Origin of the sequence: Microvirga sp. 2MCAF35, from assembly GCF_052115545.1 — a bacterium.
GTDB lineage: Bacteria > Pseudomonadota > Alphaproteobacteria > Rhizobiales > Beijerinckiaceae > Microvirga.
Genome location: NZ_JBFRGW010000002.1, coordinates 133,582 through 148,779, shown reverse-complemented (window position 1 = coordinate 148,779; position 15,198 = coordinate 133,582). Strand labels below are relative to the sequence as shown.

The window sequence follows — 15,198 nt, the reverse complement described above, 5'->3', positions numbered from 1 at the left end:
GATAAGTGGGATCCGGTTATTCGATAAGACCATGCACGAAAGAGTTTTTGCTCTCCTTCAAGGGCAAAGAGAGGCCGTCGCGAGAGATCGCGGCGGTCTTTTTCGTACGGGGTCCAGCTTACTGCGCGGCGGTAACACGCCAGACGGCGTTGCCCAGATCGTCTGCGATCAGGAGGGCCCCGGTCCTGTCCACCGCGACGCCCACGGGGCGACCATGGACGCTGTCCTCGCCGGCAAGGAAGCCTGTCACCACGTCCTGCGCCTTGCCGCTCGGCTTGCCGTTCTGGAAGGGCACGTACACGACCTTGTAGCCGTTGAAGCGGTCGCGGTCCCAGCTCCCATGTTCGCCGATGAAGGCGCCGCCGCGATAGGATGCCGGCAGGTTGTCCGCCGTGTAGAAGGTGAGGCCCAACGGAGCGACGTGCGAGCTCAAGGCATAATCCGGCACGATGGCGCTCGCGACGAGATCGGGCCGCTGCGGCATCACGCGCGGGTCGATGTGCTGGCCGAAATAGCTGTAGGGCCAGCCATAGAAACCACCGTCCTTCACGGAGGTCAGGTAGTCGGGCACGAGATTAGGGCCCAGCTCGTCGCGTTCGTTGGCCACGGCCCACAGGACCTTGGTCTGCGGTTCGAAGGCAAGGCTCGTCGGGTTGCGGATGCCCTCGGCGTAGATCCTCGATCGACCTGATGCCCGATCCACTTCCCACACGGCGGCGCGGCCCTTTTCGGCCTCCATGCCGTTCTCGGTGATGTTGCTGTTCGAGCCGACGCCCACATAGAGCAGCGACCCGTCGGGGTTCGCCGTGAGGGCTTTCGTCCAATGGTGGTCGATAGGCCCGCCCGGGAGGTCGCACAGCTTGGTCCCCGGCTCCGTGATCTGCGTCTGGCCTTGGGTGTAGTGGTACCGCATGATCGCGTCGGTGTTGGCGACGTATAGGTCCTCGCCGACGAGAGCGACGCCATAGGGCGAGTTGAGATGGTCGATGAAGACGGTCTTCATCTCGGGCACGCCGTCGCCGTTCGCGTCGCGCAGGAGAGTGATGCGGTTGCCGGCTTGCGTGTCGCCATGGGCGTACGACATGATCCAGCCCATGATGAGGTCCTTCGGACGCTGGGTCGGCTCCACGCCGGGACCGCCGGATTCGACCACCAGCACATCGCCGTTGGGCAGGGGATAGACGACCCGGGGATTGGCCAGATCATTGGCCATCGCCTGGATCTTCAGGCCGCTGGCGACCGTCGGGGTCTCGTTCGCGCCCCAGCCCACCGGCTTTGCCAGGTGCATGGGCGGCACGAAATATTGCTTCGGCTCGGGCAGAACCGGATTGGGGCCGATCTGGCTTTGTGTGTCGAAGGATCCTTCGTCCTCGCAGCCGGCGAGCGCCAGCACGGACAATCCGACAAGCGCGATCCATCTGCGAGCGATTCGGGGCGACGCCGTCATGACAGGACTCCTACCCGGTGGCGGTAGACCATCGACCAGCCCAGCCAGCCCGTCACGCATATGAGGAGCACGACGACGGCGGAGAGGACCAGTCCCGTCGGGACGACCGAAGTCCAGGCATCGCGGCTATGGACGAAGGCGTTGAGCAGGGACAGTCCCAGGACCAGTACGTTGCCGAGCAGGTGGGGCCATGCGGGCGCCTGGGCCCGGATCGAGCGGCTGCTCAGGAAATCTACCAGTCCCGCCAGGGCTGCCAGGCCGCCCATGATGAGGCCGACGGTCAGAAGCCAAGCGGAAAAGTTCGACCACATGATATCGGCCGTCTGCCAGTAAACGATGTCCGTCACGAGCGCGCCGGTGAAGCAGACGATGGGGAAGGGCACCAGCATCGGGTGGATCGGGTGACCCGCAATACTGGCCTTTGATGGTGGGTTACGTTCGCTCATCGCGACCTGTCCTCGGTATATTCTCCGGAGTTGACGGCGGCAGGGGGTGAAGGTTCCCGGACCGCGCCCTCACGACAGGGGGCCTCAAGGTCGCACTTTGGACGAAGCGCCACCTCGACAGGGAAAGCCGGGACGTCTAGAAACGGCCGAAACATGAGCACTATGGGCGATCGAGCCCCTTACCCTTACTCGAGCTAAGAGTTCCATGAGCGGCGTCAACGAAATCCGGTCGGCCTTCCTCGATTACTTCGCCAAGAACGGCCATGAGGTCGTGGCCTCGAGCCCCCTCGTGCCGCGCAACGACCCGACCCTGATGTTCACGAATGCCGGCATGGTGCAGTTCAAGAACGTCTTCACGGGAGCCGAGAAGCGCCCCTACAGCACGGCCGCGACGGCGCAGAAATGCGTGCGCGCGGGCGGCAAGCACAACGATCTCGACAATGTGGGCTACACGGCGCGCCACCACACCTTCTTCGAGATGCTCGGCAACTTCTCTTTCGGCGATTACTTCAAGGAGCGGGCCATCGAGCTCGCCTGGGGGCTGATCACCAAGGAATTCAGCCTGCCGAAGGACAAGCTGCTGGTCACCGTCTACCACGACGACGACGAGGCGGCGAACCTCTGGAAGAAGATCGCCGGGTTCTCGGATTCCAAGATCATCCGCATCCCGACCTCGGACAATTTCTGGCAGATGGGCGATACCGGTCCCTGCGGGCCGTGCTCGGAAATCTTCATCGACCAGGGCGACAAGCTCTGGGGCGGCCCTCCCGGCAGCCCGGAGGAGGACGGCGACCGGTTCCTCGAGTTCTGGAATCTCGTGTTCATGCAATACGAGCAGATCGAGCCCGGCAACCGCATCGGCCTGCCCAAGCCCTCCATCGACACGGGCATGGGGCTCGAGCGCATCTCGGCGATCATGCAGGGCGTATACTCGAACTACGATACGGACCTGTTCCGCACCCTGATCGAGGCCGTGGCCCATGCCACCGGCGTGGCGCCGGAGGGCGACCGCAAGGCTTCGCACCGCGTGATCGCCGATCACCTGCGCACCTCGTGCTTCCTGGTCGCCGACGGCGTGCTGCCGTCGAACGAGGGCCGCGGCTACGTGCTTCGCCGCATCATGCGCCGCGCCATGCGCCACGCCCAGCTGCTCGGCGCTCGCGACCCGCTCATGTACCGTCTCGTGCCGGTTCTCGTGCGCGAGATGGGACAGGCCTATCCTGAGCTGATCCGCGCCGAGGCGCTGATCACCGAGACCTTGAAGCTGGAGGAAACCCGCTTCCGTAAGACCCTGGAGCGTGGCCTGTCGATCCTCGACGAGGAAAGCCGCCTGCTGACCAAGGGCGAGAACCTGTCCGGCGAAACCGCCTTCACCCTCTACGACACCTACGGCTTCCCGCTCGATCTGACGCAGGACGCCTTGAAGCCCCGGGGCATCGGCGTCGATACGGACGCCTTCGATGCCGCGATGCAGCGCCAGCGCGAGATGGCGCGCGCCGCCTGGTCCGGATCGGGCGAAGCCGCCACGGAGACCGTGTGGTTCTCCGTCAAGGAGCGCACGGGCGCGACCGAGTTCCTGGGCTACGACACGGAAACGGCCGAGGGCATCGTCCTGGCGCTCCTGAAGGACGGCCAGGAGGTGGCGGAGCTCAAGGCCGGCGAGACCGGCCTCGTGGTCCTCAACCAGACGCCGTTCTACGGCGAATCCGGCGGTCAGGTCGGCGATACCGGCGTGATGCAGGGCGAGGGCGCGCGGGTGTTCGTGACCGGCACCGAGAAGAAGCTCGGCGATCTCTTCGTGCACCATGTCACCGTGGAGCACGGTCCGCTCAAGCTGAACCAGTCCCTGGAGCTCACCGTCGATCATGCGCGCCGTTCGGCCGTGCGGTCCAACCACTCGGCCACCCATCTCCTGCACGAGGCGCTGCGCCAGGTGCTCGGCGACCACGTGGCCCAGAAGGGCTCGCTGGTGGCGCCCGACCGCCTGCGCTTCGATTTCAGCCATCCGAAGCCCATCGAGGATGCGGAGCTTAAGGAGGTCGAGGAGATCGCCAACAGGGTCCTGCTCCAGAACGAGCCGGTGGTCACCAAGCTCATGGCCGTGGACGAGGCCATCGAGTCCGGTGCCCGCGCCCTGTTCGGCGAGAAGTACGGCGACGAGGTCCGGGTCGTGTCCATGGGCAAGGGTGAGCCCAACAGGGCGTTCTCGGTGGAGCTCTGCGGCGGCACGCATGTGAACCGCACGGGCGATATCGGCGTCATCACCATCGTGGGCGAGGGTGCGGTCGCCGCGGGCGTTCGCCGCCTCGAAGCCATGACGGGCGATGCCGCCCGTCGCTACCTTGCCGATGAGAGCCGTAAGCTGCGCGAGGTCGCAAGCCTTCTCAAGACCCCGGTGGACGAGGTTTCGGCCCGCCTATCGGCTCTCCTGGAAGAGCGCCGCAAGCTGGAGCGCGACCTCGCCGAGGCGCGCCGCAAGCTCGCCATGGGCGGCGGCGCTGCGGGCGGCGGCGATCCGGTCAAGGACGTGGCCGGCATCAAGCTCATGGCCCGCGCCGTCACCGGCGTCGAGATGAAGGACCTGAAGAGCCTCGCCGACGAAGGCAAGAAGCGCCTCGGCTCCGGGGTCGTCGCCATCGTGGGCGTGGCGGAGGACGGCAAGGCGGGCATCGTCGTCGGCGTGACCGAGGACCTGACGGGCAAGGTCGACGCGGTCGCCCTCGTGCGGGTCGGCTCGGAAAAGCTCGGCGGCAAGGGTGGCGGCGGACGTCGCGACATGGCCCAGGCCGGCGGACCCGACGGAGCGCAGGCCGAGGCGGCCCTGGCGGCCATCGAGGCGGCGCTCTCCGACGCCGCATGAGGTGAGGCGCCGTGCCGAGGGTTCATTCACACCCAACACGGCGCAGGATCTACGAAATTCTTGAACGCAGCAGCGTGAACGACCCCGTCGTTCACGCTGTTCATTTTGGCCTGATCCTGTTGATTGTCGTGAATGTCGCGGCCGTCGTCTTGGAAAGCGTCCCGTCGATCCGGGAGGGGCACAGCATTCTTTTTCTCGGGATTGAGATCGTCAGCGGATTCATCTTCACCGTGGAATACATGGCGCGTCTCTGGTGCGCGCCCGAAGACCCGCCATTCCAGCACATGAGGCCATGGCGGGCACGCCTGCGATGGGCCATGCATCCGCAATCCATCGTCGACCTTCTGGCCATCCTGCCGTTCTATCTCGCCTATTGGAACGTCGAGGGCCTGCGGACCTTGCTGCTGCTGCGGCTGTTTCGGTTCTTCAAGCTCGCGCGCTATTCGCCGGGCCTCGCGAGCCTCGCTGAAGCCATCTATGCTGAGCGGCGGGCCCTGCTCGCCTGCGGGATCATCCTCATCGGCGCCATGCTGCTTGCGGCCTCGGTCATGAACCTCGCCGAGCGGGAGGTGCAGCCCGACAAGTTCGGCACGATCCCGGAGGCGATGTACTGGGCCATCGTCACCCTGACCACGGTCGGCTACGGCGACGCGGTGCCGGTGACGCCCATCGGACGGGTGATCGCGGCCGTGACGGCCGTCATGGGCCTGATCATGCTGGCTTTGCCCGTCGGCATCGTGGCGAGCGCCTTCTCGCGGGAGATCCATCGGCGCGATTTCGTGGTGACCTGGAGTATGGTGGCCCGCGTGCCGCTCTTCGCCGATCTCGACGCGCATGACATCGCCACGGTGATGCAATGCCTCCGGTCGCGGAGCTGCATTCCGGGAGAGGTCATCGTCCGTAAGGGGGATGAAGCGCATTCCATGTACCTGATCGCCTCAGGAGACGTGGAGGTCGTGCTGCCGGGCGAGCCTGTGAGGCTCGGCCCGGGCGACTTCTTCGGCGAGATGGCGATCCTGAGGCGCCGCCGCCGCTCCGCCACCGTGAAGGCATCGACCCATTGCCGCCTGCTCATCCTCGATGCGAACGACCTTCATGAGCTGCTGGAGGCGAACCCTTCCATCGCGGAGCATATACACAAGGTCGCCCAGGCCCGCGGCGGGCGGAAGACCTCTTAAAGCATCGGATGTGAATTCGAGTTCACATCCGATGCTTTAAGGTTTTGGTTTGACGTATCTTTGCACGCGAAACCGGTTCCTACTTTTGCGTCCGATGCTTTAGCGAAACCTCGGCTGGCCTCAATCGTGGTCGGGATGCTGGCGCGAGGCCATTTTCTTCAAGTCATCCGGGGTTGCGTAATCCTCCGTCCGCTGGCCGGGCAGGCTGTGCAGCGTATCGAAGGCAGGGAGTTTGCTCTCGAGGCCATATTGGATTTCCGGCGCGACACGGCCGGGCTCGTCGAGGCTGCCGATCGAGACGGTGATGCGGTCCTGCTCCACATAGGAAAAGGTCAGCGGCGTGCCGCAATCCCGGCAGAAGCCCCGCTCCACGGCCTCCGAACTCTTGAAGATGCCCGGCCGCCCCTTCGTCCAGACCAGATCCTTTCGAGGAACGCCGGTGAGCGCGGAGAAGTAGTTGCCGAAAGCCTTCTGGCACATGCGGCAATGGCAGATGCTGGCATGGGTCGGCTCGGACATGAGTGCATACCGCACTGCGCCGCATTGGCAGCCGCCGGTCAGGGTGGATTTTGTGGAGTTACTCATCGTTGATCCTTTCGGCACTTAATGAGCTTTGTGCATCGACCAGGTTTCAATAGGTTTTGAGAAGGGAAGTAGGTTGCTTATCGATCTCATGAAGTCCTTCCCCCGCATTTGTCGCCGAAGCTCGATCAATGTCTCGCCGGCTCGACCATTCCCTCGTGAATCTTGTGCCCGTTGCGGATGACGGGATGATTGGTTTGAATGATGTCGATCGTCTTGAGATTCTGCGCACGTACACGAAGGCCAAAGAAGGATCCCTCAGGTTGGCGAAACCACAGACCGCGGTAGGTCGGCGGAGTCGGTGCCTCCTGAATATCGATACAGCTGCTTTCCAGAATGTGCTGGAACTCCGAAGACGTGACGAGGCGCGTATTGAGGGAAAGTACCCCTAGCGGCGTTCCTGCAACCTCACTGTATTCCGATGGGAGCCAGTAGACACCCGGTAAAGCGAACCATAATCCTCCCGGGTCTTCATCTTTCGCGCCGTTGGAGAGCCATTCCTGCAAGACGTTCTCGACGATGTCTTCAGGTTTGGAACCATACTGAAGCTGCGCAATCCAGCAGACGCCGTCCGGATCGTCACCACCACCGCCGATGACGGGAACCGCACAGTAGTCAAGCAAGCTGACAAGACAGCGGCGCACATAATCGGTCAGCGCGTCGCCCTCAAGGCCGAAACCGTAGCGGCCGCCCGGCACGATCTGCCATAGGCCCACTCCGTCGAGAGGCAGTTCATTGGTGACCTGTCGAATGTAATCACTCAATGTATCGCCGAAATGTTTGTGTCTGGGTTCGCCGTCCGTCGTCATCGTCTCTACCGTCTCTTTGCAGTTATGAAGGATCGCGCTCCTTCGGCAATTTCCGGATCTCGCGCGAAAGTTGCTTGCGACTGTCCTGAAGCCCTGCGCAGGCGATGTGCCATCTTCCGGCACAGCACTTGCGCTTCGACATGTTTCAATCCGGCGGCATCCAGGCGTATTCCCGCAGTGCGAACCAGAGCCCGCCGGGATCCTCATCCTTTGCGCCGTTCGCCAGCCACTCGCGCACGACATTGTCGATGATTTCTTCCGGCGTGGAACCGTATTGCCGCTGCGCGATCCACTCATGCTCGCCGTCAAGTCCGCCGCCGACCACCGGCACGGCGCCGCGCGAGAGAAGCTCAGCGATGCAGCGGCGCACGAAATCGGTCAACGCCTCGCCTTCGAGTTTAAACCCTTGTCGCCCTCCAGGTACGATCTGCCACATGCCTACGGCATCAATCGGCAGTTCGTCGGCGACCCGCTTGATGTGTTCGCTCATCGGGGTGCCATAATACCAATGCTTCGGCTCCTGGGTCATTTCTGATGCACCTTGTATCCGTTGGGGACGAGAGGATTATTGCTCCTGATGACGTCGAGCGTTACGCCATATCGCTCGCTCCATCGAATGCCGAAAATGGAGCCGTCCGGCTGCAGATACCATTGGCCTCGGTAGCCGACGGGAGACGAAATAATCTGTGAACCAGGTGTGACTGTTATCAGCATTTCTCGGAATTCTGATGTCGGAACGGTGTAAATGCCATCCGACGAACCCCCGCGTGAAAGTGGAGAAGTCTCCCCTAACGGTCGGCAAACAGGCTCTTGTGCCCTCAATTCCCGCAGGCGCGCGGTGGCTTGCATGGCTGTGGCCTGATGGGCCAGGATCTCGCCTTCGACGCCTTCGTAGAGGTTAGGCCGTGGCTTCCAGTTCGGATCGCGGCGCTGCACTTCGCGCACAAGCGCCGTTGCATGCGCTTCCGTCGCTGCAAGAAGTGTTTCCTGAGTGGGAGAGGTTTCGTAGGTCCGCCCGCGAATGGTGCGGATTCCTCCACTTCGACGGGCAGGCCAATTGACGGTCTCGACACGAGCCTCGCCATCATTGCCGCCTTCTCCCACCCATTGCCCGCCATTGGGACTTCCAGCCGGAACTCGCGGCTGGTTGGGGTTGAAGAGCTTAGGTGCGAGGGCGAGGCGCAGGCTGCGGAGTTCAAGCTGTGCGATGGAGAAGGCTCTTCGGGCGCCGAGCAATTCGCGCTGAAAGGAGGGTGTTGAGGACATAAACCATCCATAAGTTCTCAAATATGGATGAATTCCTAGAACAAAATAAGAACATTATCAAGCTTGCCGAAAGCCACCCGCGCAACAAAAAAGCCCGGCATGAGCCGGGCTTTGGGTCGGTCGCTGTCTCTCGTTCGTCATGCCAGGACTTGTTCCGGGCATCCTGTCTTCGGCCGGAAAGCCGCCGAGGACGAGTCGCGGATGGCCGGGACAAGGCCCGGCCATGACGATGAGGTGGCTTTACGCCGCCATCGCTTTTTTAAGGTTCTCGTCGATCTTGTCGAGGAAGCCGGTGGTGGAGAGCCACTTCTGCTCGGCGCCGACCAGGAGGGCAAGGTCCTTGGTCATGTAGCCGGCCTCGACCGTGTCGACGCAGACCTTCTCGAGGGTCGAGGCGAAGCGGGCGAGTTCCGCGTTGTCGTCGAGCTTGGCGCGGTGCGCGAGGCCACGGGTCCAGGCGAAGATCGACGCGATGGAGTTCGTCGAGGTCTCCTTGCCCTTCTGGTGCTCGCGGTAGTGGCGGGTCACAGTGCCGTGGGCGGCTTCCGCCTCCACCGTCTGGCCGTCCGGCGTCATCAGCACGGAGGTCATGAGGCCGAGCGAGCCGAAGCCCTGCGCCACCGTGTCGGACTGCACGTCGCCGTCGTAGTTCTTGCACGCCCACACATAGCCGCCCGACCACTTGAGGGCGGAGGCGACCATGTCGTCGATCAGGCGGTGCTCGTAGGTGATGCCGGCGGCGTCGAACTTCGCCTTGAACTCGTTCTGGTAGACTTCCTCGAAGATGTCCTTGAAGCGGCCGTCATAGGCCTTGAGGATGGTGTTCTTCGTGGAGAGATAGACCGGGTACTTGCGCATCAGGCCGTAGTTCATGGACGCGCGGGCGAACTCGCGGATCGAGTCGTCGAGGTTGTACATCGCCATGGCGACGCCGGCGCCCGGGAACTTGAAGACTTCCTTCTCGATGACCGTGCCGTCCTCGCCCTCGAACTTGATCGTCATGCGGCCCTTGCCCGGCACCTTGAAGTCGGTGGCGCGGTACTGATCGCCGAAGGCGTGGCGGCCGACGATGATCGGCTGGGTCCAGCCGGGAACGAGGCGCGGAACGTTCTTGCAGATGATGGGCTCACGGAAGATCACGCCGCCGAGGATGTTGCGGATCGTGCCGTTGGGCGACTTCCACATTTCCTTGAGGTTGAACTCCTTCACGCGGGCCTCATCCGGCGTGATGGTGGCGCACTTCACGCCGACGCCGTACTTCTTGATGGCCTCGGCGGCCTCGACGGTGACCTTGTCGTTGGTGGCGTCACGGTGCTCGATGCCCAGGTCGTAGTACTTCAGGTCGATGTCGAGATAGGGGTGGATCAGCTTCTCTTTGATGAAGTGCCAGATAATGCGGGTCATCTCGTCGCCGTCGAGTTCGACGACCGGATTGGCAACCTTGATCTTCGCCATGATCTCACCTTGCGCTTGTAGGGCTGGAACGGTCCTGCCCTGCGGCAGGATGGTTGCGGGGGCTATAGCGCGGTTGAGGCCGGGGGGGAAGGTGGGGGCGGGTGAGGAATTCAGCGCTTTCCGGCGCGCGGCGGCATTTTCGGCGTCTCGGTGCACAGGGCGGCGCTGAACAGCGAGTTGACGGTCGCCGCCTTGCTCCGGATCGTCTCGGGAACCCGAGGGCTTCTGACGATGGATGCCGTCGCTTTGAGGATGGCCCTGTCGCAGGCGCAAGTGCCGCGGCCGTACTGCTCGTAGCAGAGATCGTGCGCCCGGCAGGCGGCATCGAGGGCATCAACGGGCGAGGCCCGGTTCGCATCGCCCGCGCCGCACCAGTTTCCATGAAACAGCGGAGGCGCCGGTTGGGCCGGGATGGCGGAGGGCGCCGCGAGGGTTGGGCTCAAGAGGAAGGGCATCAGGCAGAGACTCGTCGCAAGAGGACGCAACAGGGGCACTCGATACTCCATGGCGGCAGGCAATGTGACGCTATGACGTCAATGTCGACAGGAAATAAGGCACATCCATGGGTCTGAGTTCCCTTGAAGAGAAAACTCACCACGCCACGTGTGCTGCCGCACGGAAACGCAAGCTTATCCGTAGTTCAGATCGTGTCGTTCCGGCGGCTCCCCTAGAGGCATCTGGTCCGACCATTCGGATTTGGGGCGCCGTTGGAAGAATTTTGTTGAACATCAAGGGGAGCTGACATGCGTCTTGCTATCATTCTCGGAACTGCGGCCCTGGTTCTGGCCGGCTGCCAGACCGCCGAGCAATCCATGGCCAATGCCGATTCCGTCTGTGTGGAATCCGGCCTCAAGCCCGGCACGAAAACCTTCGAGCGCTGCCGGAATGCCAACTACCGCAACAACGTCGCGCAATCGAACGCGGCCGCCAGCCAAGTGGCCGTCGGTACGGCCGTCGGCGTCGTCGGCGGCGCCGCCCTCGGGGCTGCTTCGGCTCGCCCGTATTACCATTGCGGCTGGGGCTGCTGGTAAGCATCGGACCGAATTGCTTCAGAAAAGAGACGGTAAGCTGTCGTTGTGCTTAGAAAGGCTCCTTGGGATGTTCTCAAGGAGTTCTTTTGGTGTATAAAATCGTATTGCGCAAATTATTGGTATAGATACTTCTCGCATTTTTTGTCGATAGTATCTCCAGAGGACAATTTAAGTGCAGCCTCTATGGCTTCGCGAATTTCTTTATCGTTGAGATAAGAAAGTTCCATTTCGGAACATATGGCAGATGCTTGTGGAGAACGATGCCCGAATACATCCCGGGGGCTATACCAGCTTTCAGATGAAAGAGCTCTTAGAACCCTTCTCCTATCACTCGATACTAGGTCGTTATGTCGGAGGCCGTCTCCTATTAGCTCGATAGTCATGGCACCTGCTATAGTGACAAGGGCAAGATTTATTCCAGTTATTAGATGCTTACGAGATTGACCTTCTAAAAGTCTAATCGCTTTAGAGCGAAGTAAAAGTCGGTGTCCGGCTAGAAGGGGAACTAGGCTAAATACCACAGCCGCAAAGCCATATCTGCCAAACATCGCGAATGCAAAAAGCGATGGTAGGAGTAGGGCTATACCAACTAGATAATATCCGATGCCCGTTACGATCAAAACACCGCTCACGATTTGTTGAGAAGTTTCGTCGCTTAGAAACCTTGGGAGAGCGTAGGCAATCATTGCTCCGACAACGCATGTAGAAAACGTGAGCGGATAGTAGAGCCACACGAGACCTCCGCCAATAAAATCTCCCGTGAGATAAATCATCGGAAGCAGGTATATCACCAATGTATCAAGCAATTTGCCTCGCCAAGATTCACGAGGCGGCTTGACCCGATTCAATTCGAGTGCGTCTTCCATCGAATGTAGCCAGATGTCCGTATGTTGAAACAATGAAACACTTTATCATCATCTTCTTGGAACTCTAACCGGCCAAGAACATCGGCATGGTGGCCAGGGCCATGGCCGATTTCGGTTTGTCGGAGCTGCGCCCTGATGCGGCGTCAGCGCGGCTTTCATTTGCAGACAAACGGATTGGGTTGGCTTAAATCGACAGAGTTGCCCATCGTGCCTGCCGGGTCCGATCCATGCATAGACGAAGCTTTCTCGCCGCGACCTCCTTCATCGCCGGGTTGTCTGCCCTCCGGTCACGATCGGCGCTCTCGGAAACCAGCTCGCCGACCCATCGCCTCGCGCAGAGGCGGTTCGATTCGGCGGACGGGCAACGCCATTACCAGGTATTCGTCGCTGTTCCAGTCGCCGATCCGCCCGCTGAAGGTTGGCCCGCCATCTATATGCTCGACGGCAATGCGGCCTTCGACGCTCTCCAGCAAGCTGACCTCGATCTTGTGCGGGACCATGCCCTCGTCGGGATCGGTTACGAGGAGGGACGGAACGACCCGGACAACCGGGACCTCGATTACACGCCACCCTTTTCCCTGGATGGGATGACCTTTCCGGCCGATCCACCCTCGATGGAAAAGGCCGGAGGAGGGGATGTCTTCCTGGCTCTCATGGCAGAGCGCATGCTTCCCCAACTGGCCAAGGAATTCTCCCTCGATCCCACACGGCGGATGCTGTGGGGCCATTCCTATGGCGGGCTCTTCGCCGTCAACGCCCTGTTCAAGCAGCCCGATCTGTTCCGGTCCTATTACGCCATCAGCCCCTCGTTATCGTGGCATGCGCCGCTGATGCTGCACGCCGAGGGCGTTTCGCAGCATCGCGCGGTGGGACAGTCGGAGCTGGTGATCCTCTACGAGGTTGTGGAGGCGGGCGGCGATGAGCGTCGGCGGGCTCGGTTGCAGCGGAGGCGGATGATCTTCGACGAAATGTTCAAGCGGCTTGGCGCCCGAGCCGATATCGCCCTGACGCATCGCGCTTATCCTGGAGAGAATCACGGTTCCATGTTTGGAGTGGGCATGAGAGCAGCTCTCGCCCGTGGCGTCCCGAAGTGATCCGATCCGTAGCCCATCCATGACCGACCTTCCGCAAAAGCCCGTCATCATCCTCGTGGAACCCCAACTGGCCGAGAACATCGGCATGGTCGCTCGGGCCATGGCCAATTTCGGCCTGTCGGAGCTGCGCCTCGTGTCGCCGCGCAACGGCTGGCCCAAGAAGGGTGCGCATTCGGCCGCCTCGGGCGCGACCCATGTGCTGGAAGGAGCGGTGCTCTACGACACGGTGCGCGAGGCCATCGCGGATCTGAGCTTCGTCTTCGCCACCACGGCTCGCGAGCGTGGGCAGATGAAGCGCGTCTTCGCGCCTGACGATGCGATGAAGGAGGCGCAAGGGCGCCTCGGGGCGGGGCAGGGCGTCGGCATCCTGTTCGGGCGTGAGCGCACGGGGCTGGAGAACGACGAGGTGTCGCTGGCGGACGCCATCGTCACCTTCCCGGTCGACCCGAAATTCTCCTCGCTCAATCTCGCGCAGGCGGTCCTGCTCGTGTCCTACGAATGGTACAAGCTCGCCACCGGGGGCGCGCTGCCCTTCGAGGGTGGCCGGCAATCGCCTCCGGCTCCGCGCGAGATGGTGACGTCGTTCTTCGACTACATCGAGACCGAGCTCGAGGCCGTGAACTTCTATCCCGAGGACAAGAAGCCGACCATGACCCGCAACATGCGGGACATCTTCCACCGGCTGGAAATGACCGAGCAGGAGGTGCGCACCCTGCGCGGGGCGATTCGTGCCCTCGCGGAAGGCAGACGATTGAGAAAACCTTAATCTAATCGTGGCCTTATACCGGTTGGGCCCTATCTGGCCGGTTGTGAAAAGAGTTCGAGACGACGATGCGCCGCTCCCTGCTGCCTGCTCTGCTCCTTGGCGCCTCACTCGTTGCCCTGCCGGCTCACGCGGCGACGCCGCCGCAACAGCCCGCGCAAGGGCCGGGCGGGCGCGACTACACGTCGACCGAGGTGGTGAAGCGGGCGCTCGGCACCGCGAGCAGCGGGACGTTCGTATTCCATGGAAATGACGAGCCCTCCACGCGGCGTCCCGTGGTGGTGTTCCTGCATTCCTGGGGAGCCGTGAATCCGGGTCTCTATGGCGGCTGGATCGATCACTTGGCCCGCAAGGGCCACCTCGTGCTCTTCCCCCGTTTCCAGGAGGTGAACCGCTCCCGTCCCGCCGATGCCTCGAACTTGGCCGAGGACCTGATCCAAAATGCTCTCGCGGAGCTGGCGGACGATCCGAAGGCCAAGCCCGACAAGGAGCGCATCGCCTTCATCGGCCACTCGGCGGGCGTACCGATCGCGCTCAACCTTGCGGCCGGGGCGAGTTCCGGCAAGGTCCCGGCGCCGAAGCTGATCTTCGGCCTGATGCCGGGCGGCATCGCATCCAACGAGAAGGAGCGCGGCATTCTCCTGCGCGATCTCTCGGCGGTCGATCCGGCAACCATGATCATCACCATGAGCGGCGACAGGGACTACCTGCCGAGCGATCGTGCGTCCCGCCTGCTGCTCCAGCAGGCCAGCGCCGTTCCCGCGTCCCGCAAGCTGTTCATGCGGGCCCCGTCGGATGACCACGGCTTTCCTGCCCTGACGGCGACACTCGCATCGCCCGGGTCGCCGAAAGCCGATTACGACGCTTCCGCCATCAAGCTGCCGCCCGATCCGCCTCGCGATCCCAAGCAGCGGAACACCTGGCGCTGGAGCGCCGACATGTCGCTCAGCGGGCCGCAGACGATCCTGACCCAGCAGCTCGGGACCAACGGTACCGATGCTCTCGACTTCCTCGCCTTCTGGAAAACCTTCGACCTTGCTTCCGACGCGGCCTTCGCCGGCAAGGAAGCCTCGGCTCTCCTGCGCGATCCCAAATTCGTCGACATGAGCACCTGGAGCGACGGCTGGCCCGTCAAGCGTCTCTTGGCGCAGATGCCCAAAGGAGAAGGGCCGGCGGACAAAGGTGAGCCGGCGCCGCGCCGCAAGCTGAACATGGCGCCTCCGGAAACCAAGCAGGGCCTCGCGCATCGTGCGGACCCAGCGGGCCGCGCTAGCGAAAAGTGGTCCCGGTTTTCGCTGACGCGGCCCTCCGGGTCCGCGCCGAACGATGCGCAAGCTCAAGAGTTGAGCATCGGACCCAAAAGTGCAAGTCCACTTTTGGGTCCGATGCTCTAGCGGATTT

Annotated in this window: 15 protein-coding genes; 6 read left to right on the top strand and 9 right to left on the bottom strand. The window is 62.4% G+C overall.

Going from position 1 to position 15,198, the window contains the following annotated elements; all coding sequences use genetic code 11:
- Nucleotides 1–118: 118 nt before the first annotated feature.
- Complete coding sequence (locus AB4097_RS01810) at nucleotides 119–1,447, bottom strand: PQQ-dependent sugar dehydrogenase (protein WP_442036661.1); 1,329 nt, start codon at nucleotides 1,445–1,447, stop codon at nucleotides 119–121.
- Entirely contained in the window at nucleotides 1,444–1,893 is a 450-nt protein-coding gene (locus AB4097_RS01805; protein WP_442036659.1) for a DUF2231 domain-containing protein, read from the bottom strand. Before AB4097_RS01805 ends, AB4097_RS01810 begins: the two co-directional genes overlap by 4 nt.
- A 205-nt stretch (nucleotides 1,894–2,098) precedes the next feature.
- Between AB4097_RS01805 and alaS the strand changes: the two genes are divergently transcribed.
- The gene (alaS, locus tag AB4097_RS01800) at nucleotides 2,099–4,753 is read left to right on the top strand and encodes an alanine--tRNA ligase (RefSeq protein WP_442036657.1); all 2,655 of its coding nucleotides are present in this window, start codon (nucleotides 2,099–2,101) and stop codon (nucleotides 4,751–4,753) included.
- A 74-nt stretch (nucleotides 4,754–4,827) separates the two neighbouring features.
- The gene (locus AB4097_RS01795) at nucleotides 4,828–5,931 is read left to right on the top strand and encodes a cyclic nucleotide-gated ion channel (protein ID WP_442036655.1); all 1,104 of its coding nucleotides are present in this window, start codon (nucleotides 4,828–4,830) and stop codon (nucleotides 5,929–5,931) included.
- Nucleotides 5,932–6,051: 120 nt separating this feature from the next.
- On the opposite strand, the gene AB4097_RS01790 is transcribed toward AB4097_RS01795, so the two are convergent.
- The 6 genes from AB4097_RS01790 to AB4097_RS01765 form a co-directional block, all read right to left on the bottom strand.
- Entirely contained in the window at nucleotides 6,052–6,516 is a 465-nt protein-coding gene (locus tag AB4097_RS01790; RefSeq protein ID WP_442036653.1) for a GFA family protein, read from the bottom strand.
- A gap of 125 nt (nucleotides 6,517–6,641) precedes the next feature.
- A complete protein-coding gene (locus AB4097_RS01785) occupies nucleotides 6,642–7,322 on the bottom strand; it encodes a hypothetical protein (protein WP_442036651.1) in 681 nt (226 codons plus the stop codon).
- 145 nt (nucleotides 7,323–7,467) lie between these two features.
- Nucleotides 7,468–7,851, bottom strand: a complete 384-nt coding sequence (locus AB4097_RS01780; protein WP_442036649.1) for a hypothetical protein — start codon at nucleotides 7,849–7,851, stop codon at nucleotides 7,468–7,470.
- On the bottom strand, nucleotides 7,848–8,588 hold the full coding sequence (locus AB4097_RS01775) for a hypothetical protein (protein WP_442036647.1): 741 nt from the start codon (nucleotides 8,586–8,588) through the stop codon (nucleotides 7,848–7,850). Before AB4097_RS01775 ends, AB4097_RS01780 begins: the two co-directional genes overlap by 4 nt.
- 240 nt (nucleotides 8,589–8,828) lie before the next feature.
- Nucleotides 8,829–10,043, bottom strand: coding sequence for an NADP-dependent isocitrate dehydrogenase (locus tag AB4097_RS01770; protein WP_442036645.1), 1,215 nt, complete (start codon nucleotides 10,041–10,043; stop codon nucleotides 8,829–8,831).
- Nucleotides 10,044–10,153: 110 nt separating this feature from the next.
- Nucleotides 10,154–10,537: a phospholipase A2 family protein gene (locus tag AB4097_RS01765; RefSeq protein ID WP_442036643.1), complete on the bottom strand. Its 384-nt coding sequence runs from the start codon at nucleotides 10,535–10,537 to the stop codon at nucleotides 10,154–10,156.
- 249 nt (nucleotides 10,538–10,786) lie between these two features.
- Between AB4097_RS01765 and AB4097_RS01760 the strand changes: the two genes are divergently transcribed.
- On the top strand, nucleotides 10,787–11,074 hold the full coding sequence (locus AB4097_RS01760) for a hypothetical protein (RefSeq protein ID WP_442036641.1): 288 nt from the start codon (nucleotides 10,787–10,789) through the stop codon (nucleotides 11,072–11,074).
- A 113-nt stretch (nucleotides 11,075–11,187) separates the two neighbouring features.
- Here AB4097_RS01760 and AB4097_RS01755 read toward each other — a convergent pair whose 3' ends face one another.
- Nucleotides 11,188–11,940, bottom strand: a complete 753-nt coding sequence (locus tag AB4097_RS01755; protein WP_442036639.1) for a hypothetical protein — start codon at nucleotides 11,938–11,940, stop codon at nucleotides 11,188–11,190.
- Nucleotides 11,941–12,167: 227 nt separating this feature from the next.
- Here AB4097_RS01755 and AB4097_RS01750 point away from each other — a divergent pair, with 227 nt between their 5' ends.
- The 3 genes from AB4097_RS01750 to AB4097_RS01740 all read left to right on the top strand — a co-directional run bounded on the left by AB4097_RS01750 (nucleotide 12,168) and on the right by AB4097_RS01740 (nucleotide 15,191).
- Entirely contained in the window at nucleotides 12,168–13,034 is an 867-nt protein-coding gene (locus tag AB4097_RS01750) for an alpha/beta hydrolase (protein WP_442036638.1), read from the top strand.
- Nucleotides 13,035–13,053: 19 nt separating this feature from the next.
- The gene (locus AB4097_RS01745) at nucleotides 13,054–13,800 is read left to right on the top strand and encodes an RNA methyltransferase (protein ID WP_442036636.1); all 747 of its coding nucleotides are present in this window, start codon (nucleotides 13,054–13,056) and stop codon (nucleotides 13,798–13,800) included.
- A 65-nt stretch (nucleotides 13,801–13,865) separates the two neighbouring features.
- On the top strand, nucleotides 13,866–15,191 hold the full coding sequence (locus AB4097_RS01740; protein ID WP_442036634.1) for an alpha/beta hydrolase: 1,326 nt from the start codon (nucleotides 13,866–13,868) through the stop codon (nucleotides 15,189–15,191).
- Nucleotides 15,192–15,198: the final 7 nt, after the last annotated feature.

Excerpts from the sequence above, each read along its gene's own strand:
- AB4097_RS01810 (WP_442036661.1), bottom strand. The coding sequence starts at position 1,447 with ATGACGGCGTCGCCCCGAATCGCTCGCAGATGGATCGCGCTTGTCGGA.
- AB4097_RS01805 (WP_442036659.1), bottom strand. The coding sequence starts at position 1,893 with ATGAGCGAACGTAACCCACCATCAAAGGCCAGTATTGCGGGTCACCCG.
- alaS (WP_442036657.1), top strand. The coding sequence starts at position 2,099 with ATGAGCGGCGTCAACGAAATCCGGTCGGCCTTCCTCGATTACTTCGCC.
- AB4097_RS01790 (WP_442036653.1), bottom strand. The coding sequence starts at position 6,516 with ATGAGTAACTCCACAAAATCCACCCTGACCGGCGGCTGCCAATGCGGC.
- AB4097_RS01785 (WP_442036651.1), bottom strand. The coding sequence starts at position 7,322 with ATGACGACGGACGGCGAACCCAGACACAAACATTTCGGCGATACATTG.
- AB4097_RS01780 (WP_442036649.1), bottom strand. The coding sequence starts at position 7,851 with ATGACCCAGGAGCCGAAGCATTGGTATTATGGCACCCCGATGAGCGAA.
- AB4097_RS01775 (WP_442036647.1), bottom strand. The coding sequence starts at position 8,588 with ATGTCCTCAACACCCTCCTTTCAGCGCGAATTGCTCGGCGCCCGAAGA.
- AB4097_RS01770 (WP_442036645.1), bottom strand. The coding sequence starts at position 10,043 with ATGGCGAAGATCAAGGTTGCCAATCCGGTCGTCGAACTCGACGGCGAC.
- AB4097_RS01760 (WP_442036641.1), top strand. The coding sequence starts at position 10,787 with ATGCGTCTTGCTATCATTCTCGGAACTGCGGCCCTGGTTCTGGCCGGC.
- AB4097_RS01755 (WP_442036639.1), bottom strand. The coding sequence starts at position 11,940 with ATGGAAGACGCACTCGAATTGAATCGGGTCAAGCCGCCTCGTGAATCT.
- AB4097_RS01750 (WP_442036638.1), top strand. The coding sequence starts at position 12,168 with ATGCATAGACGAAGCTTTCTCGCCGCGACCTCCTTCATCGCCGGGTTG.
- AB4097_RS01745 (WP_442036636.1), top strand. The coding sequence starts at position 13,054 with ATGACCGACCTTCCGCAAAAGCCCGTCATCATCCTCGTGGAACCCCAA.
- AB4097_RS01740 (WP_442036634.1), top strand. The coding sequence starts at position 13,866 with ATGCGCCGCTCCCTGCTGCCTGCTCTGCTCCTTGGCGCCTCACTCGTT.